The sequence below is a fragment of the Caballeronia sp. LjRoot31 genome (genome assembly GCF_964253885.1).
Classification (GTDB): domain Bacteria; phylum Pseudomonadota; class Gammaproteobacteria; order Burkholderiales; family Burkholderiaceae; genus Caballeronia.
The window spans coordinates 1,942,242-1,964,804 of the sequence record NZ_CAXURX020000003.1; the positions used below are offsets into that span (position 1 = coordinate 1,942,242).

Annotated in this window: 20 protein-coding genes; 12 read left to right on the top strand and 8 right to left on the bottom strand. The window is 58.6% G+C overall.

The genetic code is table 11. The annotated features are described in order from the left end of the window. The first annotated feature begins 263 nt into the window (after nt 1–263). Both ACSQ8V_RS37385 and ACSQ8V_RS37390 read left to right on the top strand, forming a co-directional pair. The gene (locus tag ACSQ8V_RS37385; protein ID WP_436209173.1) at nt 264–1,118 is read left to right on the top strand and encodes an FAD-dependent oxidoreductase; all 855 of its coding nucleotides are present in this window, start codon (nt 264–266) and stop codon (nt 1,116–1,118) included. A 5-nt stretch (nt 1,119–1,123) separates the two neighbouring features. Next, nucleotides 1,124–1,459, top strand: a complete 336-nt coding sequence (locus tag ACSQ8V_RS37390; protein ID WP_436209174.1) for a hypothetical protein — start codon at nt 1,124–1,126, stop codon at nt 1,457–1,459. Between the two features lie 149 nt (nt 1,460–1,608). On the opposite strand, the gene ACSQ8V_RS37395 is transcribed toward ACSQ8V_RS37390, so the two are convergent. Both ACSQ8V_RS37395 and ACSQ8V_RS37400 read right to left on the bottom strand, forming a co-directional pair. After that, nucleotides 1,609–2,286, bottom strand: coding sequence for a TetR/AcrR family transcriptional regulator (locus ACSQ8V_RS37395; RefSeq protein ID WP_436185130.1), 678 nt, complete (start codon nt 2,284–2,286; stop codon nt 1,609–1,611). A gap of 21 nt (nt 2,287–2,307) precedes the next feature. After that, nucleotides 2,308–3,042, bottom strand: coding sequence for a FadR/GntR family transcriptional regulator (locus tag ACSQ8V_RS37400; RefSeq protein ID WP_436209175.1), 735 nt, complete (start codon nt 3,040–3,042; stop codon nt 2,308–2,310). 409 nt (nt 3,043–3,451) lie between these two features. Between ACSQ8V_RS37400 and ggt the strand changes: the two genes are divergently transcribed. From ggt to ACSQ8V_RS37450, 10 genes are all read left to right on the top strand, one after another. Next, a complete protein-coding gene (gene ggt, locus ACSQ8V_RS37405; RefSeq protein WP_436209176.1) occupies nt 3,452–5,218 on the top strand; it encodes a gamma-glutamyltransferase in 1,767 nt (588 codons plus the stop codon). 206 nt (nt 5,219–5,424) lie between these two features. After that, nucleotides 5,425–6,264, top strand: a complete 840-nt coding sequence (locus tag ACSQ8V_RS37410) for a porin (protein ID WP_436209177.1) — start codon at nt 5,425–5,427, stop codon at nt 6,262–6,264. Next, the gene (locus ACSQ8V_RS37415) at nt 6,249–6,533 is read left to right on the top strand and encodes a hypothetical protein (protein ID WP_436209178.1); all 285 of its coding nucleotides are present in this window, start codon (nt 6,249–6,251) and stop codon (nt 6,531–6,533) included. Before ACSQ8V_RS37410 ends, ACSQ8V_RS37415 begins: the two co-directional genes overlap by 16 nt. Before the next feature lie 96 nt (nt 6,534–6,629). Next, entirely contained in the window at nt 6,630–7,712 is a 1,083-nt protein-coding gene (locus ACSQ8V_RS37420) for a branched-chain amino acid ABC transporter substrate-binding protein (protein WP_436209179.1), read from the top strand. A 167-nt stretch (nt 7,713–7,879) separates the two neighbouring features. Continuing rightward, nucleotides 7,880–8,542 (top strand): TetR/AcrR family transcriptional regulator, encoded by a 663-nt coding sequence (locus tag ACSQ8V_RS37425; protein WP_436209180.1) that lies wholly within the window; start codon nt 7,880–7,882, stop codon nt 8,540–8,542. Between the two features lie 200 nt (nt 8,543–8,742). Continuing rightward, nucleotides 8,743–10,101 (top strand): aminotransferase family protein, encoded by a 1,359-nt coding sequence (locus ACSQ8V_RS37430; RefSeq protein ID WP_436209181.1) that lies wholly within the window; start codon nt 8,743–8,745, stop codon nt 10,099–10,101. 136 nt (nt 10,102–10,237) lie between these two features. Continuing rightward, nucleotides 10,238–11,404 (top strand): MFS transporter, encoded by a 1,167-nt coding sequence (locus ACSQ8V_RS37435; RefSeq protein WP_436209182.1) that lies wholly within the window; start codon nt 10,238–10,240, stop codon nt 11,402–11,404. A gap of 99 nt (nt 11,405–11,503) precedes the next feature. Beyond that, nucleotides 11,504–12,364: a carbon-nitrogen hydrolase family protein gene (locus ACSQ8V_RS37440; protein ID WP_436185136.1), complete on the top strand. Its 861-nt coding sequence runs from the start codon at nt 11,504–11,506 to the stop codon at nt 12,362–12,364. Between the two features lie 52 nt (nt 12,365–12,416). Further along, a complete protein-coding gene (locus ACSQ8V_RS37445) occupies nt 12,417–13,595 on the top strand; it encodes a porin (RefSeq protein ID WP_436185137.1) in 1,179 nt (392 codons plus the stop codon). 96 nt (nt 13,596–13,691) lie between these two features. Then, complete coding sequence (locus ACSQ8V_RS37450) at nt 13,692–15,989, top strand: penicillin acylase family protein (RefSeq protein WP_436209183.1); 2,298 nt, start codon at nt 13,692–13,694, stop codon at nt 15,987–15,989. Nucleotides 15,990–16,385: 396 nt separating this feature from the next. Here the strand turns inward: ACSQ8V_RS37450 and ACSQ8V_RS37455 are convergent, their stop codons facing one another. The 6 genes from ACSQ8V_RS37455 to ACSQ8V_RS37480 form a co-directional block, all read right to left on the bottom strand. Further along, nucleotides 16,386–17,621: a porin gene (locus tag ACSQ8V_RS37455; RefSeq protein ID WP_436185139.1), complete on the bottom strand. Its 1,236-nt coding sequence runs from the start codon at nt 17,619–17,621 to the stop codon at nt 16,386–16,388. 140 nt (nt 17,622–17,761) lie between these two features. Continuing rightward, nucleotides 17,762–19,288 (bottom strand): 3-hydroxyacyl-CoA dehydrogenase, encoded by a 1,527-nt coding sequence (locus ACSQ8V_RS37460; protein ID WP_436185140.1) that lies wholly within the window; start codon nt 19,286–19,288, stop codon nt 17,762–17,764. A 63-nt stretch (nt 19,289–19,351) separates the two neighbouring features. Beyond that, a complete protein-coding gene (locus ACSQ8V_RS37465; RefSeq protein WP_436185141.1) occupies nt 19,352–20,023 on the bottom strand; it encodes a 3-hydroxyacyl-CoA dehydrogenase family protein in 672 nt (223 codons plus the stop codon). A gap of 1 nt (nt 20,024) precedes the next feature. Continuing rightward, nucleotides 20,025–20,900: a 3-hydroxyacyl-CoA dehydrogenase family protein gene (locus ACSQ8V_RS37470; RefSeq protein WP_436185142.1), complete on the bottom strand. Its 876-nt coding sequence runs from the start codon at nt 20,898–20,900 to the stop codon at nt 20,025–20,027. A 97-nt stretch (nt 20,901–20,997) separates the two neighbouring features. Further along, nucleotides 20,998–21,768: an enoyl-CoA hydratase/isomerase family protein gene (locus ACSQ8V_RS37475; protein ID WP_436185143.1), complete on the bottom strand. Its 771-nt coding sequence runs from the start codon at nt 21,766–21,768 to the stop codon at nt 20,998–21,000. An 11-nt stretch (nt 21,769–21,779) separates the two neighbouring features. After that, nucleotides 21,780–22,559: an enoyl-CoA hydratase-related protein gene (locus ACSQ8V_RS37480; protein ID WP_436185144.1), complete on the bottom strand. Its 780-nt coding sequence runs from the start codon at nt 22,557–22,559 to the stop codon at nt 21,780–21,782. Nucleotides 22,560–22,563: the final 4 nt, after the last annotated feature.

Below are 22,563 nucleotides of genomic sequence, written 5' to 3' on the forward strand. Positions count from 1 at the left end.
GTACGTTTTCTCTACGCGCAAGCCTCCATATTTTAAGATGCTGCCCCGCAGACTACACGGACGATATTGCCGATTCAAGTCTGTTTTATTCGTGCCGTTAAATAGTTTGCCGTCGTTTCAACTGACGGGCCAGTTGCTTGAACGCATCGCATCGCATCACGTCACGTCGCATCACGAAGCGGCGGCGGAACAGGATCAGGCCGCCGGCACCCAATCCCGACTTCTACCAACGCGGAAGTACTTTTACCAAACAGGGAAAATGCATGGCCTTCATTCCTAATCTACGTCGCCGCAAGCCCATTATTGCAGCCGGTGAAACTGCCCCAGCTTCACAACCAAGCTTTGGTTATATCGATACCCTGTTCGATTATGGCGCTTTGCTCGTTGAATCGCCGGATTCGCTCGGCAAACTGCCTGCTGCCGGCAACCGGACGATAGCGATTATCGGCGCAGGCATAAGCGGCCTCGTGTCGGCATATGAACTTCTGCGCGCCGGCGCGTCGAATGTCGTGCTGTATGAAGCGTCCGGACGCATTGGCGGACGGGCCTGCAGTGTTCCCTTTACGAATCAGGCGCCCGCATTCCTGGCCGAACTCGGCGCCATGCGTTTCCCGCCCAGCGAGTACAGCCTGTTCCATTACCTCGACCGCTTCGGTATCCAGGCAAACTCGAATTTCCCCGATCCCGGCGAAGTGCTGACCAATCTCGGTTATCAAGGACAGACCTACACGTGGCCGGCGCAAGGAAACCCGCCCGATATGTTCGCGACCGTCCATGCAGGCTGGAGCGCGTTTATCAGCGATGGTTTCACGCCCGCCTCCGGACCGGCCTTGCTCGCGCCGGTTTCCATCACCAATCTATTGCGCAACGGACAGTTAGGGGCGGCGCGGACCGCGTGGCAGGCGTATATCGATATGTTCGGTAACGTCCCTCGCGTTCGCGCTGGGTTGATGCCGTTTATTGATCGCGCGTGGATAGCCGTTTGCCTGCCGTACATACGTAACTTGCCTGAAAGCGCGATTTTGCTGATCCAGGTTTATCTCACGGATCTGCACACGACACTGAAATCGAGGTATTGCAGGATAGGCTACCGCCGGTTTTGGGCGCCATCGTTATAAGCCCCATGAATTTGGCCAACCAGACTCCCACTCATGTCGGCGCCCGCTTGTTTGTGTCGAAGCACGAAGCGCTCAACCTGACGCACTGTCAGATGGCTAAGCGGGCAGCCCTGGCTCGAGCATCCACGAACGGCTTGAATCACTTTCAATCGGTCAAATTCGTGCGAGTTCAACGTCACCAGTTCGGCTGGCTGCACCTGGATGCCGTGCTGCATGGGGCGGGTGTCGGGCTCTTTTTCGTAGATCAAGTCATGAGTTACGTAGTAACAGGCAAACTATCTCTGGCGCTGGACGACTGGCTTCCCAAACGATCCGGCTTTCATCTTTACTATCCCAGCTGACGACACATGTCGCACGGCTTCCGTACGTTCCTGTCTTTCATAAAAGAACTGGATCGGTAGCAACGGGCTGGAACGCCCGAGCGTTATGACTGCATTAAGCAGTCGGAAGGCGCGTCAGCCCTATTGCAAGCGCGCATGTCCGCATGTCCTCATACCGCTTCCGAGGATTCTCCTGAACGAGGCGTTAAATAGTCAGGCAACACCGTTCGCAAATAAGCAATGCGTGCACGGTGAGCCATCCGCTCGGCCTCAGCACTGATCACTCCGTCTCGCAACAGGTAGAGAGACCAGATCGCATCGTTGATAGCGGCCATTTCTACAAAGCGCTCGTGCAGGTCAGGCAGTTCGAACAGAACGAAGTGTCGACGAAATCCGTCGAGAAGATGCTGGGCCAGAATTCGGTTGTTCTCCTGGTCGAGCCGGCGAATTTCCGACGAGTATCCGACGCCCAAAAGCACTTTGCGTACGGCAGGATTCGTGTCGAACACACGCAGCATTCCCGCGTGCTGAACCTTCAGTAAATCTTGCCATGCTTCGAAGTGACCGAGCTCGGCGGTTTCGACTGCGCGAAACGACGCCAGGTAACGCTCGGCAAGCGCAACAAAAACCAGCGAAACCTCAGGGAAAAAATGGTAAACGCTTTGCGGCGATATACCGAGACTAGCCGAGATATCATAGATGCCAATGTCTGACGGATCCCGATCCTGCAAAAGGCCCTCGACCGTATTCAAGATGTCCTCGTACCGCTGCTTGCCACGCTCCTGGGTCGGCCGACGGATTTCCGGCTTGCTCTTATCACCGACCTTAGTCGTCGCCTGCATAACCATTGGATCTGTCCTCCTCTCCGGTCAAACCATTTTCTTTACGCGCAGCAGCGAGCAGCACCACGTATAGGTTGATTCAATATGCGCGACCATCTCGGTCCGCGCTGCGTCCGCATCGCGCGAACGCAGCGCTTTGACCAGCGGATCGTGATCCATCGACAGCGTGTCGACCGGCTGCCGAAGCAACGGCAACGACGTATAGACGACGCCGAACTCGTCCTGGATCGCCCGCTCCTGCTCGACCAGATGATGCGACCCGGCAATCTCGGCAATCAGCAAATGAAAACGGGCGTCGGCTGATCGCCGGACATCGACGTCTGATATCCCGTCGACGAAAGCCTTTGCAGCCGTTTCAATCTCAGACAGTTGCGCGTCCGACGCACGCAGGGCCGCAAGAAAACACGCCTCGCCCGAAATAGCGCGCCGCCAATCGCACAGGCTGCGCAACGCTTCGCTGCTGATCTTCTTTTCCAGCGCCATTTCGCGCAACCGCTCGCGAACGTCGGCCGTGACGAAGGTGCCTCCGAACCGCCCTCTGGCGGTCGAGACCAGGCCCAACTCCCGAAGCACGACGAGCGCATTGCGCAATGTCATCCGTGCAACGCCGAACGACGTCGCGAGTTGCGCTTCGTCCGGCAACTTGTCACCGGCCCTCAATTCGCCCAAAGTCAGCGCCTCAAGAATCCGCTCCACGATCGCTTCCGGCGCGCTGATGCTGCTAAAGGGCTTGCTGAATACAGCAGGAAGTGGCTCGGACATACGTTTAACCACATGTCTGTGAAATGGATTACCGCGAAGTATGGCATGAGTGGAGGTCGCGACGATGCCCGTGGGATCCACGGAACCCCCGCCCGTCGACCGTCCGGCCCTCTGCTGCTCTCGCAGCTAGGGGCAACTACCAGATTGCCGTTAAGTTTAAATATCTATAGTCTAGTCAATATACTTTTTATCGACAATGACGGGCTTTGATAGCCGCCCTGCCAACGTTCCCGGACGACTGCGGGCATCCCGAATAGCAGCATGTATTGCGCGCCTGACGACGGTCGGGTCGCGCATGAATCGCCTGGGCCTCCCGCCGTGAGCCTCGGACTGCAGTTTGAATCCGTGCAGATCGTGCAAGGTCCATCCCAACCTATTTATTTCGTATTGCTAACAGATAGAGAAGACGATGGAAGGAAAGGGATGGTCAGCAACCGGCGTACTCAGCGCTGCGATTTTCGCCTGCGTGTCATGGAGCGGCGCATTCGTGGGCACGGTGGACGCCATTGCGAAGACTTCGGGCGCTGCCGCGCCGGCCTTGCTGACGGCCGCCGCGTATGCGGTCCCGGATAAATACAGCGCGGCCGCAGCCGAGCAGATTATGAAATTGGGCGGCAACGCGGTCGATGCCGCCGTCGCGATCGCATTTACGCTTGCTGTTACCTACCCGGAGGCGGGAAATATTGGAGGTGGCGGCTTCATGACGCTCTACATGAACGGCGCGCCACATTTCCTCGATTATCGCGAACGTGCGCCGCTCGCTGCCAGTGCGACCATGTATCTGGATCAGGACGGTAAGGTAATCCCGGACAGCAGCCTGATCGGCGCTCGCGCCGTCGGCGTGCCTGGCACGGTGGACGGCATGTGGCAAGCGCAGCATCGGTTCGGCAGGCTGTCGTGGAAACAGGTTCTCGCACCGGCGCTGCACTACGCGACGGACGGGTTCATCGTCGACGAACAACTGCAGTCGCGTCGCGACGACGCATCGAAATACTTTGCCGGCAAGACCAACTTCGATCGCTACTTCGGCAAGCTGAAGGCCGGCGAGACATTCCGGCAACCAGAGCTTGCGGCCGTATTGACCCGCATCACCGAAAAGGGCGAATCCGACTTTTACGACGGCGAAACGGCCAACCTGATCGCCAATTCAATGAAACAACACGGCGGCCTGATTACGCGCGCAGACCTTCGATCCTATAGGGCACTTTGGCGCCAGCCGGTGCAATCGAACTGGAACGGCTACCGTGTCATCACCGCGCCACCGCCGAGCTCCGGCGGCATTGGACTCGTCCAGTTGCTGAAGATGAAGGAAGACAATGCGCCGCTGTTCAACGGCGTCGAGCTGAACTCGCCGCACTATATTCATCTGATTGCAGAGATTGAAAAACGGGTGTTCGCGGACCGCGCGCAGTATCTTGGCGACCCTGACTTCTACAAAGTGCCTGTCGCAAGCCTGATCGACGAGGGTTATATCCGTAGGCGCGCGGCGGAAGTCAACCCAACGCAACCGTCGGATACGCTGTCGGTCAAGCCAGGTCTCGGGACGTCGATGCCGGAACGCGTGATGCCGGAGAAATCAGAAACCACGCATTTCTCCGTCATCGACAAGTGGGGCAACGCGGTATCGAACACGTACACGCTGAACGGAGGCTTCGGTTCGGGCCTCATTGCCGAAGGCACTGGCATGGCGTTGAACGACGAGATGGACGATTTCTCGTCGAAGCCCGGCGTGCCGAACATGTTCGGTGTGGTCGGCAGCGACGCGAATTCAATCGCACCGAAGAAGCGCCCTCTTTCATCGATGACGCCGACAATCCTGACGAAAAACGGGAAGGTGATGCTCGTCATCGGCACCCCGGGAGGGTCGCGCATCTTCACTTCGGTCTTCCAGGTGATCACGAACCTGTACGACTTCCGGATGCCGCTTAAAGAGGCCGTGGCGGCGATGCGCTTCCACCATCAACTGCTACCGCCAAACACGATCTTCTACGAGCCTTACATGCCGATCACCGGCAAGCTCGCCGATCAACTTGAAGCGCTCGGCTACACACTGGCTTCCCAGGATTTCTCCGGCGACATCCAGGCAATCCAGGTCGTCAGCGGCACGCCAAGTGCCGTCGCCGATCCACGTGGCCGCGGTATTGCAGGAACATTTAATCCGGACTCCGATAGATAAACCGGGTCGCTTAAATCGGGCCACCAACTTTTAGCTGGCTTTGGAGGCCCGAATTCGTCAACCGGAAAGGCATGGGCGGCGCGCGTTGCCCTTGGCAAGTCCGATTCGCAAGTCCGATTCGCAAGTCTCCATTCCATAACAACATAGTTTCGATCATGCGTCGATTCAGGGAATCAACGCGTTTGCTCGAAGACAGGAATTCTGATATGTCCATTCGCCCCATTTTTCCATTAAGCGCACTGACGTACGCGGCACTCGTTTGCAGTCCACCCGTCCACGCGCAGTCGTCGGTAACGCTATACGGTGTCGCGGATGCCAGCGTCGTCTGGCAAACTCACGCGGACTCGCAGGGCGACCATGCAGTACTGGTGAGCAACGGCGCGATCAATCACAGCCGTTTTGGCTTGATCGGCAATGAGGATCTTGGCGGCGGCACCAGCGCATTTTTTCAACTCGAGAGCGGCTTTAATCTGCAGGATGGCACGATGGCGGCGCCGGGCACAGTGTTCGACCGGATGGCGATAGTCGGTTTAAAGGGAAACTTCGGTTCGCTCAGCGTCGGCAATCAAGACACGCAGTTCTATTCAATCATGGGCGCGCTCGACCCGTTGACCGTCGGTGACTATTACGATACCGCGTGGTGGTACGCAACAGATACGTTCCGCAAACCCAGTTCAGTCAACTACACGAAGCAGTTCGGGCCGTTCACCGCGTCACTCAGTTACGCGTTCGGCGGTATCGCCGGCAGCGTCGCGCGCGGTTCACAGTGGGGCTCAGGACTCACCTATGCGCAGGGCGCGTTTTCGCTCGCCGCCGTGTATCAACAGACGAAAGCCGCCGTGGCCGGGGGATTGCAACAGATCTTCGGCGTAGCCTCTTCCTACAAGTACGGTGACGCGACGTTTTACGCGGGGTACCAGAACAACCACGACAACGCCGACATCGGCGACGCGCAACTTAACATCGCGGGTGCGCCCTACGGATCCGCGAACGTCGCGCGCAAGGATCAGGGCGCATTCGCCGGCGTGGCGTGGCGTGGCAACTGACACCGTATGTGTTGCTGCGCGAGGCGTACTACTACGACGACATTCACGACGCGATGAAGATCAGCGGCAACGATGGTGTCCGGTGGGCGGCGGTGTCGGAAGTGGAATATTCGTTTTCGAAGCGCAGCAGCGTCTACGCGCAGGTTGACTACAATCACACGTCCGGCGCTGCCCGCGTGCAATTGCCCTATTCGAACAATCAGACGGAGTTCGCAGTCGGGCATGCGGCACTGGTTCTGATGCCGGCGATCGTCAGATTGCAGCCATGATCGCGGATACCCATTGTGTCGTCAGGAGATCTTGCTATGCGCCTGCGTAGTCGTTCAATTCCCCTTATTGCCTGCATACGGGGCATGAGAGGTGTAATGGCCGCACTGGGCGTGATGATCTCAATGTCCGGTGCCGCCGGCCCGGACGAGGTCGTCAAGATCGGCTTCGCCGCGCCGCTGACCGGCGCGCAGCTGGCGGTCGACGAACTCAACGCACATCCGTTGATCGTGAACGGCAAGGCGGTGCAACTGGTGCTCGATGCACAAGACGATGCCGGCGATCCGCGCGCTGCAACGCAGGTCGCGCAGCGGCTGATCGACAACGGCGTCGTGGCGATCGTGGGTCACATGACGTCAGGAACGTCCGTGCCGGCTTCTCGCCTGTACCACAATGCCGGCGTTGCGCAATTGTCGCCCGGTGCGACTAGCCCCGTGTACACCCATCAGGGTTTCGCGACCGCGTTTCGCCTCGTCGCAACGGATGCGGCTCAGGGCGCCGCGCTCGCAGACTATGCGGCGCACAGTCTGCTTGTGCGCAACATTGTGCTTATTGACGATCAGAGCGAGTATGGGGAGAGCCTAGCGTCTTCTTTTGAAAGGGCGGCACGCAAGAACGGCATCGAGATTGCGCGGCGCGAGGCGATCAGCCCATACGGGATGGATTTTCATGCACTGCTTACTATATTGAAAGCGCTTAATCCCGATGCAATCCTGTTCAGCGGCTTCGTCAACGCCGGCGTGCCGTTTATTCGCCAGGCCCGCCAGTTGAACTTGCGCTCGTTGATACTGGGCGGCGACGGTTTGTGCTCTGAAGCACTCGGGCGTCTCACCGGAAAATCAGCTGACGGCGTGGTCTGTTCCATACCCGGCTCGGATTTCCGAAACAGCCAGCGCGGTGCGGCGTTCGCTCTGCGTTACCGGCAACGCTTTGGCGCGGAGCCAGACGGTTTTGCGCCGTATTCATACGATGCCGTCTATGTGATTGCCGATGCCATGACGCGCGCCAAATCAACGGCAGCGGGCGACATCCTGCGGACAGTGCCGACAACCAGTTTGGACGGGGTGACAGGCTCCATCGCCTTCGATCAACATGGCGACTTGCGGAAATCCATTACCAGCATTTTTCGTTACCGGAACGGCGATCGCGATGTTGTGTTTGTCGAAAAAGAGGCCAATTGACCGCCCGCGCCAGCCACTTCAGTCACTCACCTCTCCCGCTTCACTCGTCGAACACGTCAAGCCAACTTCGGTAAGATACCGTCAACGCCAGCCGCGTTGATGCGTTTGTATGCTTGACCCGCAAGTCGGACTGAGTGGGGATCGGGCAGAACAAGAGGACGAACTGGATGGCCAAAAGGGCCACAAAAGCAAACATGCACAAGCGAAAACCCGAAATCCGCCGACCTACGCAAGAACGCGGCAAGCAGCGATTCGAGGAGATTCTGGATGCAGTCGAGACTTTATTGCGGGAGCGCGATCCGTCGGACATCGGCATTTATGATATCTCCTCCCATTTGAACATTCAGCCCCAAAGCGTCTATCACTTCTTCCCCGAAGCTTCATTGGTCTTCGTGGCGCTCGCCGAACGCTACCTGGCGCTGTTTCGTGAGGTCCCGACCTCCAATCTTGGGCGCTACGAGCGTTGGCAGGATCTCCTGGATGCGCAACATACGGCAATGCTCGCTGTGTGCGAAGCCAATCCCGCAACCCTCAAGGTCTTGCTAGGCACGGGGTATTCCTCCGAGATCCGGCGGCTCGACCTGGAGAACAATCGGATCCTGGCGCAGCATTTACTCGATGGATTTCGCGAGCAATTCCTATTGCCGGAGATTCCTGACCTGCTCGAACGCTTTGTTGAAATGGCGGCGATCAATGACGCAATCTGGTCGGTGTATCTGCTTCGCGACGGGCATCTATCCGACGGCGCAAAGCTCTATGCACGCCGGGGACGCACCGCCTATCTGCGCACTGTGCTGCCGGAATATCTGACACCGAGGCCGTGCGATTAGCTCGGCGCCGCTGTCGGCCATTGCGCGCCCTCACCCCGTAGTCACTATTCCAGCCGCAGCCAGGCTGCAGAAATTCGCACCGACCCGACCGTCTCGAATTTAGATAAATATCTAAAAAATGTTTTTGTATTCGTTGACGTTACAAAATTTCGCCGGTAACGTTCGATATAACTTGATAAATATCAACTTAGGAGTAGCTGATGAACGTAGGCCTTGATGCGCTGAAGCAAGCTGATGCCCAATACCACCTGCACCCTATGACAAATCCAAGAGACCTTGACGCCAAAGGGCCGGAGATGGTGTCAAGTGCCGCTGGAATTCATATGACGATAGACGGCAAGACCGTGATCGACGGTTTGTCCGGACTGGGTTGCGTAAACATTGGCTACGGCAACGAAGTGGTCTCGAAGGCGGCTTACGACGCAATGCGTTCGTTGTCCTACTGCCATACCTTTGGCGGCTATTCGAACCAGGCCGCCAGTGCATTGGCAGAAAAGTTAGTTAAGCTAACTGGTGGCGCGTTCCGCAAATTCTTTTTCGCATCGACCGGTTCCGACGCGAATGAATCCGCGGTGAAGATTGCGTACCACTATTGGCGCCTGCGGGGCGAACCGCAACGCAGAATGCTGCTGTCGCGACACCATTCGTACCATGGCAATACGGTGGTCGCGACGAGCCTGACCGGGATTGACCACTACCATCCACAATTCGGGCTGCCGCTGCCGAATCTCGTCGCGCACGCCGACGCGCCTTACTGGTACCGCTACGGGCAAGGTCAGACACCCTATGAATGTGGCCAGCAAGCGGCAGCTTCTCTTGAGCGCATGATTGAAGAAATCGGCGCGCATAACATTGCCGCTTTTTTTGCGGAGCCAGTGCAAGCAACCGGCGGGATGATCGTGCCGCCCGACGGCTATTGGGCTAGCGTGCGCGAGATCTGCACGCGTCATCGCATCCTGCTGGTCGCCGATGAAGTCGTCACCGGATTCGGCAAGACCGGCAATATGTTCTGCCATCAGACGTTGGGTTTCGTGCCGGACATGATGACGCTCGCCAAAGGCATGACCTCGTCATATTTCCCGATGTCGGCGGTCGGCATCAACGCTGATATTGATGCGGTGCTCAACAACGCGAATCACGACTTCGAACACGGTTTCACGAATTGCGGACATCCGGTCGGCGCGGCGGTCGCCCTGGCAAACATCAAGGTAATCGAAGAAAACGGTCTGGTCGCCCACGTTGCCGAGCGACTCGGACCACTGATCGCCCGCCGCGTCGCCCAGCTTGCTGAGCATCCTGCGATCGGCGACACACGATCGATTGGTGTGCTGGCGGGCGTCGAATTCAACGTCGCTGAAAGCGACCTCGAAAATAGCGCATTCTGCGAGCAGGTCGCGAAGCAAGCGTACGAACGCGGCTTGATCGTGCGCGCAATCGGCTCGACGTTGCACATCGTGTTGCCAATGATCACGACTATTGAGGAGGCAACGCAGTGCATGGACATTGTCCAGGCAGCGACCGATGCCGCCTACGCGATGCGCTATGCAATAAAAGGATAAGCGAAAAAATGAACCCGGCGAGCCTCCTCGTCAAGCATTGCGCGGGCAGCCCGGTACCGGAAAAGTCTTGGCCGGTGCCGTCCGAACATCGACACCGACACTCACTCTGAGGAACCGCCAATCAGGCGCTGGACATATGGAAATCGACCTTTCGCGGACTTCCGCCCCTCGCATCGAAAATTTGCGGCTATTCGTTGCGCTGTTCTTCCTCGGCACCTTTCCCAGCGCTGCACTGCTCTACGCTCCCGCGATTGCGAACGAGCTGGTACGCACCCATCATCTTGATCCCCGTTCAATCGGGTTGTTCTTCTCGGTCGAATTCTGCGGCTATGCGGTAGCCGGATTTCTCGGCACCTACGTACTGGCGCGTGCCCGCCTGGCGTCGATCATGCGCGTCTCCCTGGTGCTGTTCGTGCTTGGCAATATCTTGTCGATCGTCGCCAGCGGCAGCTATCCGCTACTGCTGGTTATGCGCGGACTGACCGCCATTTTCGGCGGTTGCACGCTAACGATGATCGGCATTACAGCATGCGGCCGGAGTGAAAATCCGACCCGTGCGAATGGCGCTTTCCTGCTGGGGCAGATTGTCTCCGGCGTGATTGGTCTCGCGCTCCTGCCGTCGTTATTCCAGCGCTACGGCCTGTCAGCGTTCTTTCTTGGTGAAGTCCTCGCCGGCATGCTCGGATGGTTGATCGTGCCGTTCTTGCCCGATGAAGCGGGCGGCCCGGCAAAGGTACGGGCAGCGAGCATGGCGACCCGCGGCGACTTCCTGCGCGGACTCGCGTTGGTCACGATGATCTATATCAGCTTCAGCGGTGTCTGGACGTTCGCTGGCGCGATCGGCAAGAGCCTTGGCGTACCGGTTACGAACATCGGCATGATCCTGTCATTGTCGGCGGGCGCAGGCGTGCTAGGCGCCGGTGTTGCGACAATTTCCGGCAAGCGTTTTCCGTTAATCGCGGTCGTCACCATCGGCCTTGCCTTGCTCATCGCGGCCGTCGTCGGATTGGCTTCAGCACGGGACGTGACGGTCTTCGTCGTGTCCGCGATGCTATTCAAGTTTGCCTGGACCTACACGAGTCCGCCGCTGTTTGCCATCATCGCAGCGAGGGAAAAGAGCGGACGCCTGGTCACCTTCTCGTCGGCGGGTATAGGCGTTGGCTTGATCATCGGCCCATCGTTGTCCGGATGGCTGATCCAGTCCTTCCACGGTTTCACGCCGGCACTGACAGCGGCGGCCTGCTTCCTCGGCGCTGCCTGGATGCTGGCGCTAATCATGTATCGATCAACCGCCGCTACATAAGGGCCATGGTCGTTACCGTCCAGAATCCGCAGTCCAGCCGTTTTTGATTAGTTATACGAATAAATTTTGTATTCCACGCTATTAAATGAAGAGACGATCATGGAAAAACTCATAGCCGCTTGTGTGCAATACACGGCGAGCACAGACTGGCAACGTGACGTCGACACGGCGCTGTATTGGCTCGATATCGCCGTCGTCCGTGGCGCGACGCTGGCGCTGCTGCCGGAGGTCTGTGCCGGTGTCGGCACGCGCGGCGGCCTGCCTGCGCCGGTTGCGTTTGCTGAAGACGAACATCCGGCATTGAAGGCCTTGTCCGCGTTTGCCAGGGAACGGGGCGTGGAGGTGATTGCCGGCTCGATCGGGATTCTTTCGGATGACGATCGAATCTTAAATTCGTCGTTCATGATTGGCGCTGACGGTGCAATCAGAAGCCGGTACGACAAGATTCACCTATGCGACATTGACCTGCCGGATCGCCAGATCCGCGAAAGCGCCACAGTCTCGCCGGGCACGGGTCCCGTGTTGAGTTCATGCGCACTCGGCAAGTTGGGCATGTCCATTTGCTACGACCTGCGTTTCCCGCATCTCTATCGTCATTACGCGCAGCAAGGCGCGACCGTGATCAGCGTTCCATCCGCGTTCATGCGCCATACGGGCGAAGCCCACTGGCACACGCTGCTGCGTGCCCGGGCAATCGAGACCGGGTGTTTCGTGCTGGCGGCTGGACAATGCGGCCGGTTTGAAAACGGCGTCGAACTGTACGGACATTCGCTGATCGTCGATCCGTGGGGACGTGTGCTCGCCGAGGCAGCCGACGAACCTGGCGTGATCACCGCCGAACTCGATGTCCGGCTGGTTCGGGAAGCACGCGGCAAGGTTCCCGCGTGGTCATTTCAACCCGGCGAGACACCGGGGTTCAAGCCTTCGCCCGTCATTGGCGAACGCACAGTTCCGCAGTAACCGGATCACTTTCCCTTCACATTCAACATTGACGCAATTGGAGAAACGCCCGATGAAAACGAAACTAGCAGTGGGGGCAGTCATGACGCTGTCCTTGTCGAGTGCCTATGCCCAGAGCAGTGTCACACTGTTCGGCGTCGTGGACGCGGGAATCGCGTTCACTTCTAACGCCGCCGGCGCTCATCAGTATGCCGAAGTTAGTGGCGCGAATGGCGCGAATCGCTGGGGGTTGACCGGCAGCGAAGATCTTGGCGGCGGACTGAAGGCGATCTTCACCGTCGAGGACGGATTCCTGATCAACTCCGGAAAGATGGGCACCAACGGCACCGAGTTCGGCCGCCAAGCGTTTGTCGGCCTGTCGAATCCGTACGGTACATTGACGCTCGGGCGGCAGTATTCGGCCACCTACATGGCGGTCGGCCCGTTGTCGGCGGGTGGCTACTGGGCTGCGATCGGCGCCGGTTACGGAACCCATCCGGGCGATGTGGACAATCTCGACAGCTCGAACCGGATCGCGAATGCGATCAAATATCAGAGCCCGATGTATCGCGGTCTGCAGGTGACGACGCTCTACAGCCTCGGTGGTGTCTCCGGTGATTTCACCCGCAACGAGATTATTGACGTTGCTACGACCTACACGAACGGATCAGTGACGCTGGCTGCGGGCTATCTGCTCGCGAAAGATCCGAACTTCTCGTTCTGGGGCAACAAGGCGAATGACAGCACGACGGGTGTCAACATTGTCAGCCCGGTCAACTCGGGTTACGCGTCAGCCGGTTCTCAACAAATCATTGGCGCGGGCGGCAACTACGTGTTCGGATCCGCGACCGTCGGACTGCTTTACACGAACACCCAATTCAAAAACCTGGGTTCCGTTGAGGTGGCGGGGCTCAATGCCGCCGAAAAGCACTACACCGGTTCCGCGATATTCAACACCGGTGAAGTCAACTTCAGATATCAATTGTCCCCCGCCCTCTTGCTGGGCGCGGCTTACACTTACATGAAGAACAGCGGCGCGGGAGACCTGGGTTCCGCGCACTATCAGCAGGCAGACGTCGGCGCCATCTATTCGCTGTCGCGCAGTACTTCGCTGTACGCTTTTGGCATCTATCAGCGCGCGGCGGGCACCGATTCAACCGGTGCGGCTGCGGTTGCCGCGATTACCGCGGCAACACCGTCGAGCAACAACCACCAGATTGTCGCGACAGTAGGTATGACGCATACGTTTTGAACGTGCAGAACGCATCTGAGTTTTGGGTCCGGCGCGAATCAACGCGACGGACCTGAACGGGATCATAGTCAACACATCAATACCAGAGGAAGAGCGATGGCGGAGTCCAATACGCTACGAATCCACGGCCTGCACGACACAGTTCAGCTGTGGCGAGATCAGTGGGGAATTCCCCATATCGATGCCCGTAGCGACCATGATGCGTTCGTCGCGCTCGGCTACGCCCACGCGCAAGATCGCCTGTGGCAAATGGAAATGCAGCGCCGCAAAGCGGTCGGTCGCTGGGCCGAATGGAAAGGCGCTGACGCCCTCTTCGGCGATACCCTCGCCCGACGGCTTGGCGGCGCGCGCGTGGCCCAGCGCGATTACGCCGCACTGGACGCGGAGACGGTGAACATGCTTGAAAGCTATGCGACCGGCGTGAACGCGTATATCAACAGCGTGGACATCGGCGACTTGCCGCTCGAGTATCAACTGCTCGGCACGCGCCCGGAGGCGTGGCTGCCCTGGCATTCGATCGCGGTGATGCGCCAGATTGGTTTCCTGATGGGCTCGTTCTGGATGAAGCTATTCCGCGCTGCCGCGCTCGCTCAGGTTGGCGAAGAAAACATCGGAAAGCTGCGTTACGACGATGGCGGCAACGACTTGCTCTGTGTGCCGAGCGGCGCATCGGGACAAAGGTGGGGCGTCGATCTCGCCATGCTTCAGCCTTCGATCGCCGAGTTGCTCCAGTTCGCGCCGCACGACGCAACGGGCGGCGGAAGCAACAACTGGGCGGTCGGGCCGCAACTGACCGAGAGTGGCCGGCCCATCCTGATGGGCGATCCACACCGCGAACTGGAAGTATTGTCGATGTATTCGCAAGCCCATCTGCGCAGTCCGAATTTCGACGTGATCGGCTTGACGATCCCGGGCGTGCCGGGATTTCCTCATGTTGGCCACAACGCGCATACCGCGTGGTGCGTGACCGTCGCGTTCGTCGATATGCACGATCTCTATATTGAGCGATTTCGTGATGGCGGTACCGAGTACCAGACATCGACGGGCTGGGAAAAGACGGTGCAGCGAACCGAGCTCATAGCAGTTCGCGGCGAAAAGACCGTCGAGATCGATATTGTTGAAACGGCACATGGCCCGCTGATCATTGGCGACCCAGCCGAGGGTTGCGGTCTCGCGTTGAAATCCATCCAGTTCGCCGAGACTGACCATTCTTTCGACTGCCTGCTGCGCATGCAGCGCGCGACGTCCATTGACGAACTGTTCGAGTCAACGCGTGGTTGGGGGCTGATCGATCACAACCTGGTCGCGGCCGACACGCACGGCCACATTGGGCATCGAGTCCGTGGCAAGGTTCCCGATCGCAGTCGCCACAATGGCTGGCTGCCGGTGCCTGGATGGCTCGACGCATACGAGTGGCGCGGCATCGTACCGTTCGAGTCCATGCCGACAATGATCGACCCGGGCAACCACTTGATTGTCACCGCAAACAACCGCGTGAGTGCCGATGTCGACTGGCCTTATCTGTCGACCGACTGTATCCCGCCGCACCGCGCGCAACGCATCACGCGTCGCCTGGCGGAGCTTGACCGATATTCGATCGATTCGATGAAACCGATCTTCGGCGACCTGGTCAGCATTCCCGCAGCGCTGTTCCAGCGTCATCTCGCGGAACTTGCATTGGCGCATCCCGAAGCAGCGGCCCTGCGCGCGATGATCGTCAACTGGGACGGCCGGATGGGCGCGGACTCCGCGCACGCCGCTGCGTACAGTGTGTTCCGCGTAGAGCTTGCCCGTCTCGTCGGTGAACGATGTGGCCTCATTTCTTCGAACCCGGTGCATGAGGTCTGGCAGGGATGGGTCGACGCGCCAGCCGTCGTCTCACACCTCTGGTGGATTGTTCCTACCTTGCTACGCGACGACGACACGTCGCTCCTCGGCGGCCAGCGCTGGACAGACGTCCTCACCGAAGCATTGCAGCGTGCGGCGAGCGCGCTACCGGCAGCGGCTTGCTGGTCGGATCTGCACACTCCGAGGCTCGAGCATCCGCTGTCGCGCCTGTTCCCCGAGGCAGCAAATGTACTCAATCTCGACTGCGTGCCGGTTGGCGGCGACGGCGACACCGTGATGGCAACCGCGTTCAACGCCGGACAGGGACTACGGACCGTGTATTCATCGTTAGCGCGTTATGCATTCGATGTAGGCAACTGGTCGAATTCCGAATGGATCGCTTTTCAGGGCGTCTCTGGGGCGCCGGGAAACCCTCACCGCAGTGACCAGAATCGCAGGTGGGGTGAACTGGAAATGGTGCCGATGCTCTACGACTGGACCGACATCGCAAAGCAGGCTACCTTGTGCCGGCTTCTGCCTAACTTGTCTCGCGAAGGCCCCGCATAGATACTTGCCCCATTGATCGTTTTTCCCTCGGGAACGGAAAATCTGTTGAAGACCACCGTTTGGCTCTGAGTCGGGCGCCGTCGGCCTAGGTCGATTGGATTGAACCTGCGCGCGCCCTGATCACTGGCCCCACGAAGCCGATGCGCGCAGCATCGAAACAGTCCGGCACCGCCACGAAAAAGCAGAGGAGGCAAACCATCCGCTAAAACCTCGAGACGGCATGTGAATCGATGAATTCATCAATGCCCAGATATTCGTCTGCCCACATAGCGTTGGCTCATCGGTCCTCGTCTGCCCCGAACGCCGCTGCGCGATGCCATGCGCCCTTGCACCAGGCACGGCGCGTGGCACGAATTGCCTGCTCCGTTGCGGTCCATGGACCGCAACGGCAACGCCTTAGAACCGCTGAACGATGCCAACCCGACCGATGAACTGATGGTTCGTGCTCGATGGCGTCATGAGGTCGATATTCGCGACTGCGGGCTGACCCAGCGAGTCCGTGCCGGACGCAACCTGATAGACGCCGTAGAAATAAACCTCGGTGCGTTTCGAGAGGAAGTACTGCAGCGAGAAAATGCCTTGATGATAGGTCGCCGGGCCATTTCCGCCGGCGCCGCCGCCGTGCGTGTAGCTATAGCCTCCACCAATCTGAAAAGTGGACGTCGCGAAGTAGGACACCGTTGCCGTCGCCGTATTGAAGACTGCCGTGCCACGATAGTCGAACGGATTGGGGCCGGCTTCCAGATCACCAAGATTCTCGAATGCCGAATGACTGAACGATGCCGCCAGCGTCGCCTTGCCGAGCTTGTAGCTCGTGCCCGCCGAATAGATTTCAAACGTATGCGCGGAGGCATAGCCCGCATAGATCGGGTTGGACTCCGGTGAGGTCGCTGATCCGAGCGAGCCCATATTGTTCGTTCCGGCGCCACCGGAATTCGGGTTATTGCCAAAGGCGGAAAGATTCGGATCGCGCGCGTTGAAATACCCTACCCCAGCGGAGAAACCACCGGCCTCGTAGCTCGCGCCGAGCGCCAACACCTGAGAGCCGGTAAAATCACCAGCCTTGCCGCCGAGTGAATACAGGCCGCCAAACGTCAGACCGCGATAATTCTGGCTCAAGTATTTGATGGCGTTGTTCACACGTCGTGTGTGTCCGAGGCCATCCACGTCGCCAGGTGTCGTGCCGGAAATCGCAGCAATGAGAAACGGCGAATAGTTCGAGACGAAGTCAGCCTGTGAGTCATATTGCCTCCCGAAGGTCATCGTGCCGAACGTCTCGCTCTTGAGCCCTACGAAAGCCTGCCGGCCGAATAGCGCTCCGCCCTGCCCTAGCGCGCCATTCGCAATATTGAAACCATTTTCGATCGTGAAGATCGTCGAAAGTCCGCCACCGAGATCCTCGGACCCTTTGAGGCCCCAGCGGCTGCCGTAACCTCGCGTCGAGCCGTCCGTCATGTTCACCAGCGACTTGCCTTCGAGAGCCCCGTTCGCGCTTCTGCCGGTTTGAGCGCTGTTCGTATAGTTGATACCGGTGTCGATCAATCCATAAAGCGTGACCGAGTTCTGCGCGTGAGCTGTGTTCGCAGCCACCAGCGCGATGACCTGACCCAGCCAGAAGTGACTCTTTTTCATACCGTCTCCTTATTTCATTTAATTTATATGGTGTACTAATGATATACAGCGTGTTGCTTGTATTACTCTTTGTTTAGCGACAGGAAGCGAATGCACCCGATTCCCGTCGCTTGGTGGTTTTCGCTTGAGTTCCGTCTCGCTCAGGTATCCGCGCGCGTCAACGATGCTCCGAGTTGCGCGCGCCGCTTCAGCCAGGGCGAAGGGCGATAGCGCGGATCGCCAAGCGCGTCTTGCATATTGTTCAGAATCTCAAGAATTCTTGCCGCCCCGATCGCGTCGCCCAGTGCCAGAGGACCTTTCGGATACCCCAATCCGAGCGTTACGGCACGATCGATGTCCTCCGGCGATGCAATTCTCTGCTGCGCGATATCGCAACCGACGTTGACGATGGTCGCCACAATGCGCTGCGCCACAAAACCATTGGAGTCGCGTATTATCGTCACGGCTGCGCCATCCTGTGCGAAAAGTGCTCGGGCCTGTTCACGCACTCGTGCGTCCGTGACGGGCGTCGTCATTAGCGTGCGGCGCGCGGAATTGCCGACCGGAAGCAGACAATCGAGCGCGACGACCCTCGTTGCGTCAAGCCCTTCTTCGATTGCGGCAGTCGTGGCGTCCTTGCCAAGCGGCGCCACGATGATTAACGCATGTTCCGAGGGCCGCCCGTCTTTCTCCAACGTGACTCCGGCCGCCGAAATCAAACCTGCGATCTGCGCGTACGCAACGGAATCTTGGCAACTTACCCAGACCCGCTCCGGTAGGTCCGTTGCGATGGCATCTTCCGGCGGCAAGGCCGGCTTGCCATTCACGTATTTGTAGAAACCCTCCCCGGTTTTTTTGCCAACCAGGCCGCCACTGAGACGAATCGCGGCCAAGGTGGACGGCCGGAATCGCGGCTCCTCATAAAATTGCTGATAGATCGACTCCATGACCGGATGCGAAACGTCAAGCGACGTGAGATCCATGAGCTCGAAGGGTCCGAGCCTGAATCCGGCCTGCTCCCGCATGATGCGATCAATATCGACGAAGTCCGCAATTCCTTCACCGACGATGCGAAGTCCCTCCGTATTCATCGCGCGCCCGGCGTGATTGACGATGAAGCCTGGCATGTCTTTCGCGCGCACCGGCGTGTGCCCAAGCCGACGCGCGAGTAGAACCAGCCGATCACCCGTCGAACGCGCGCCTCGCAGACCGTCGACCACCTCGATAACCTTCATCAACGGCACTGGGTTGAAAAAGTGAAAACCGGCGACGCGCTCGGGCTTTGAGCACGCCGCGGCGATCGCGGTGATGGAGAGCGACGACGTATTGGATGCGAGAATGCAGGTGTCGAGTACCATTGCATCGAGCTGCTTAAAAAGCGCGCGCTTCGCTTCCAGGTTCTCCGCGATCGCCTCGACGATGACATCGCAGTCTTTCAAAGCCTCGATCGAATCTGCGGGCTTGATTCTCGCGACAGCTTCGGTCGCTGCCGCAGCGGTGATACGGCCTTTTCCGGCGAGCATCGTGAGCGTGTCGCTCAAATATCCGCACGCCGCTTCGACCGCATCGCGACTGATGTCGTAGAGACGCACGTCAATGCCGGCGAGGGCGGAGATTTGCGCGATGCCACGTCCCATCGCACCGGATCCAACGATGCCGAGAGCGTGCGTCTTGAAATCTTCTTTCATTAGATATGGGTTCGGGTTTTCCAATTTTGTCATGCAATGCATTGGGGAGCAGGCCTGCACCCTCTATGCATTGCCCTTCGCGGCGAGCCGCGCATTCGCGGCAAGTCGCGCCGGTGCGAACGCCGGTTCACCCAGCGCTTCATAGAGCGCCTGCGAGGTTTCCGCGTGTTCCGCAAGGCCAGTTCGATCGAGCAGCGCAAGCGGGCCTTCCGGATAACCCAGTCCCATTTTCAGCGTTGTGTCCAAATCCTCGGCGCTGGCCAGTTTCTCGTCGTAGCGGCGCAGCACGGCGTTGTAATAAGGGCGAATCAGGCGGTTGACGATACGGCCTGGAAAGTCGTTGCAGACGGCCACGACGAGGCCCGCATCCTCGAAAAGCGCCTTGAGTGTCAGAAGCGCCGTCCCGTCATATTTACGCGGTACTACGAGCTCGACCAATTGCGTGGGCGCTGCCTTGCCGAGGCGGAAACGCGCGAAACCAAACGCCCGCTCCGATACGCGTTGCGCGTCGAGCAACGCCTCGCCTTCGTCGGTATAAACGCCGAGGCACTCATCCTTGAGTTCGATAGCGACAATCGCGTCTGTGCGAAGGCTGGCGCGATCGGCGACGTACTCCTTGCCCGCGTACTCGCCCAGATAGATCTGGCAGTCGCCTTCGTCTGACGCGTTGTCGAGGAACGCGTGGCGCTCGGGAAACGACCGGCTAACGCCGGACAATTTGATGCAATAGCTCATCTCAAGCTCCAAACATCTTTGTGTCAGTGTATTGGTGGAATCCACGGCCCGATTTCTTGCCGAGCCAGCCCGCCGCGATCATTCTTTTGACCAACGGTGGGCAGGCCGATCGCGGTTCATTGGTAAGGCCATGCATTGCATCGCAGAGCAAGCGCTGCGTGTCCATGCCGACCAGATCCAGAAGCTCCATTGGCCCCATTGGATAGCCCAACGCCGTCTTGATCGCCTTGTCGATCTCGGCAGGTTCTGCAACCCCCGACTCCACAAGCCTGATGGCGTCGTTGTTGTATGGAATCAGGAAGTAATTGAGGATGAATCCTGGCGTGTCCTTCGTCTTGACCGGATGCTGCCCCATCGCAAGCGCGAATTCCCACGCACGACTCCAGGTATCGTCGCTAGTGATCAAGCCCGACGACATCTCGATGAGCTTCATCAACTGCGCCGGAAGGCAAAAGTGCATGCCGACGAACCGATCGGGTCGACCCGACCCAGCAGCAATCTCCGTGATCGAGATGGTCGACGTATTCGACGCGAATACGGTGTCCTTTCCACACAATCCGTCCAGCGCAGAGAACAGTTTGTGTTTGACATCGAGGTCCTCGAACACCGCCTCAATGACAACGTCGCTGTCTGCAAGATCTTCAAGCACGGTGGTGCTGGACCAACGCCCAAGGATCTCCGACACAGCTTCTTCGGTCAGCTTTCCGCGTGCGACTGATTTGCTGAGAAATCCTTCTGTCTGAGCACGAGCGCGGTCGAGCGCGTCCTGGCATGTATCGTAGATTTTCGTTTTGAAGCCAGCCCGTGCAGCAACAATTGCGATGCCGGTTCCCATTGTCCCGCTACCTGCAACTGCGACGGTCTTCACTTTCGTCATTTCAAACCTCTCATATCGTCAAATCGCGGTGGTTTTGTCGGCCCGACACGCTCTGCGTCGGCGATGCCGCGCGCCAATACCCGCGTGTTTCCGGTGGTCACGCATCCCTGAACTGCGGTTTGCGTTTCTCGATGAACGCAAGCATGCCTTCGTCAGCGTCCGCAGTCTGGTACGCGAGTGTCGAAAGGTCCGCTTCGATGCTTAAGCCTTCGTTGAGTCCAAGCCCGTAGGATCGCTGCACCGCCTGCCGCGCGAAAAGCAATGCAAGCTTGCTATGCCGCACGAACTGAGCACTGAATTCGCGGCCGATGTCCCGCGCGTCACCCGCTTCGACAACCCGGTTGACAAGGCCGATACGTTCGGCCTCGATTGCATCGACCGTGCGGCCGGACATGATGAGCTCCATCGCCTTCGCGGCTCCAACTAGGCGTGGTAGCCGTTGCGTGCCGCCGTAACCTGGCACAAGGCCCAGTTTGATTTCAGGCAAACCCATTTTGGCGTCCGGGGTCGCAACGCGAAATGTGCATGCCATCGCGAGTTCCAGTCCGCCCCCAAACGCATAGCCCCTTACCACCGCAATTGACGGGATAGGCAACGCGTCAAGTTGACAGAACACGGATTGTCCAAACACAGCGCCGTCGCGCTGCGCTGAAAGATCGCGTCCGGTCAACTCCTTGATATCCGCACCCGCACAGAACGCCTTTTCACCGCTGCCTAGTACGATCAAAGCGCGCGCGTCGGAACTACGCACCGCGTCCAGCTTGCCTGACAGTTCCTTAAGTACGGCAAAGCTCAACGCATTCAGTGCTTCGGGCCGATGCAACGTTAGAAAGGCGATTCCGTCTTCCACGGCGAGTTCAACGCTCATGAAACGCTCCTTCAGTGACCGAACTTCGATGCATCAGGCGCACGGCGTTCACCAAACGCAGCGGCAAGTTCAGCTTGTTCCTCCGTGTCCAGGTAACCGCGCAGCAGAAGATCGTGAGTGACACGTGAGAGTCCACTGACGCCACCGTGGCGCGCGTTAAATGCTCCCTTGATTGAAGCCAATGCGAACGCGCCGCGCTCCGCTACCTCCAGCGCGTAACGTCGTGTCGCGTCCTTCAATTCAAGGTCCGGTACAACCTTGTTGATTAATCCAATTTCCAACGCTTCCTGCGCACTGATCTTTGGATTGCGATACCAGATTTCCTTCGCGCGCTTCTTGCCTACCAGATCTTCCAGGTACCACGTTCCGTAGCCGGCGTCGAAGCTGCCTACCATAGGACCCACCTGCCGAAAGACCGCGCTTTCCTTCGCAATCGTCAGATCGCAAACTACTTGCAGCACGTTTCCCCCTCCAACGGCAAAACCATTGACCGATGCAATCACCGGCTTTTGCAAACGATCGATGCTCTCGTACATTTCGAGTGTCGGTAATACGCCCGCGTAGAGCGTGGAGTCCTGCATCCCGTCCTTCCGACCGCCTGTGCAAAAGAACTTGTCGCCCGCTCCCGTCAAAACGATGACTCGCGTTCGCGTCTCGCGCCGAATCTCATTGATGCAATCACGAATCTCATGACACATCCGTTCAGTGAACATATTTCCGTCATCGGGGCGATTGAGGGTGATCGTGCCGATCGGGCCGTCCTCCTCGTACAAAATTTCTTCGTAGGCCATGAAA

Coding starts and splice junctions, on each gene's coding strand:
- ACSQ8V_RS37435 (WP_436209182.1), top strand. CDS start 10,238: ATGGAAATCGACCTTTCGCGGACTTCCGCCCCTCGCATCGAAAATTTG.
- ACSQ8V_RS37455 (WP_436185139.1), bottom strand. CDS start 17,621: ATGAAAAAGAGTCACTTCTGGCTGGGTCAGGTCATCGCGCTGGTGGCT.
- ACSQ8V_RS37420 (WP_436209179.1), top strand. CDS start 6,630: ATGGCCGCACTGGGCGTGATGATCTCAATGTCCGGTGCCGCCGGCCCG.
- ACSQ8V_RS37390 (WP_436209174.1), top strand. CDS start 1,124: ATGAATTTGGCCAACCAGACTCCCACTCATGTCGGCGCCCGCTTGTTT.
- ACSQ8V_RS37410 (WP_436209177.1), top strand. CDS start 5,425: ATGTCCATTCGCCCCATTTTTCCATTAAGCGCACTGACGTACGCGGCA.
- ACSQ8V_RS37425 (WP_436209180.1), top strand. CDS start 7,880: ATGGCCAAAAGGGCCACAAAAGCAAACATGCACAAGCGAAAACCCGAA.
- ACSQ8V_RS37400 (WP_436209175.1), bottom strand. CDS start 3,042: ATGTCCGAGCCACTTCCTGCTGTATTCAGCAAGCCCTTTAGCAGCATC.
- ACSQ8V_RS37445 (WP_436185137.1), top strand. CDS start 12,417: ATGAAAACGAAACTAGCAGTGGGGGCAGTCATGACGCTGTCCTTGTCG.
- ACSQ8V_RS37465 (WP_436185141.1), bottom strand. CDS start 20,023: ATGAGCTATTGCATCAAATTGTCCGGCGTTAGCCGGTCGTTTCCCGAG.
- ACSQ8V_RS37385 (WP_436209173.1), top strand. CDS start 264: ATGGCCTTCATTCCTAATCTACGTCGCCGCAAGCCCATTATTGCAGCC.
- ACSQ8V_RS37395 (WP_436185130.1), bottom strand. CDS start 2,286: ATGGTTATGCAGGCGACGACTAAGGTCGGTGATAAGAGCAAGCCGGAA.
- ACSQ8V_RS37470 (WP_436185142.1), bottom strand. CDS start 20,900: ATGACGAAAGTGAAGACCGTCGCAGTTGCAGGTAGCGGGACAATGGGA.
- ACSQ8V_RS37480 (WP_436185144.1), bottom strand. CDS start 22,559: ATGGCCTACGAAGAAATTTTGTACGAGGAGGACGGCCCGATCGGCACG.
- ACSQ8V_RS37430 (WP_436209181.1), top strand. CDS start 8,743: ATGAACGTAGGCCTTGATGCGCTGAAGCAAGCTGATGCCCAATACCAC.
- ggt (WP_436209176.1), top strand. CDS start 3,452: ATGGAAGGAAAGGGATGGTCAGCAACCGGCGTACTCAGCGCTGCGATT.
- ACSQ8V_RS37475 (WP_436185143.1), bottom strand. CDS start 21,768: ATGAGCGTTGAACTCGCCGTGGAAGACGGAATCGCCTTTCTAACGTTG.
- ACSQ8V_RS37450 (WP_436209183.1), top strand. CDS start 13,692: ATGGCGGAGTCCAATACGCTACGAATCCACGGCCTGCACGACACAGTT.
- ACSQ8V_RS37460 (WP_436185140.1), bottom strand. CDS start 19,288: ATGAAAGAAGATTTCAAGACGCACGCTCTCGGCATCGTTGGATCCGGT.
- ACSQ8V_RS37440 (WP_436185136.1), top strand. CDS start 11,504: ATGGAAAAACTCATAGCCGCTTGTGTGCAATACACGGCGAGCACAGAC.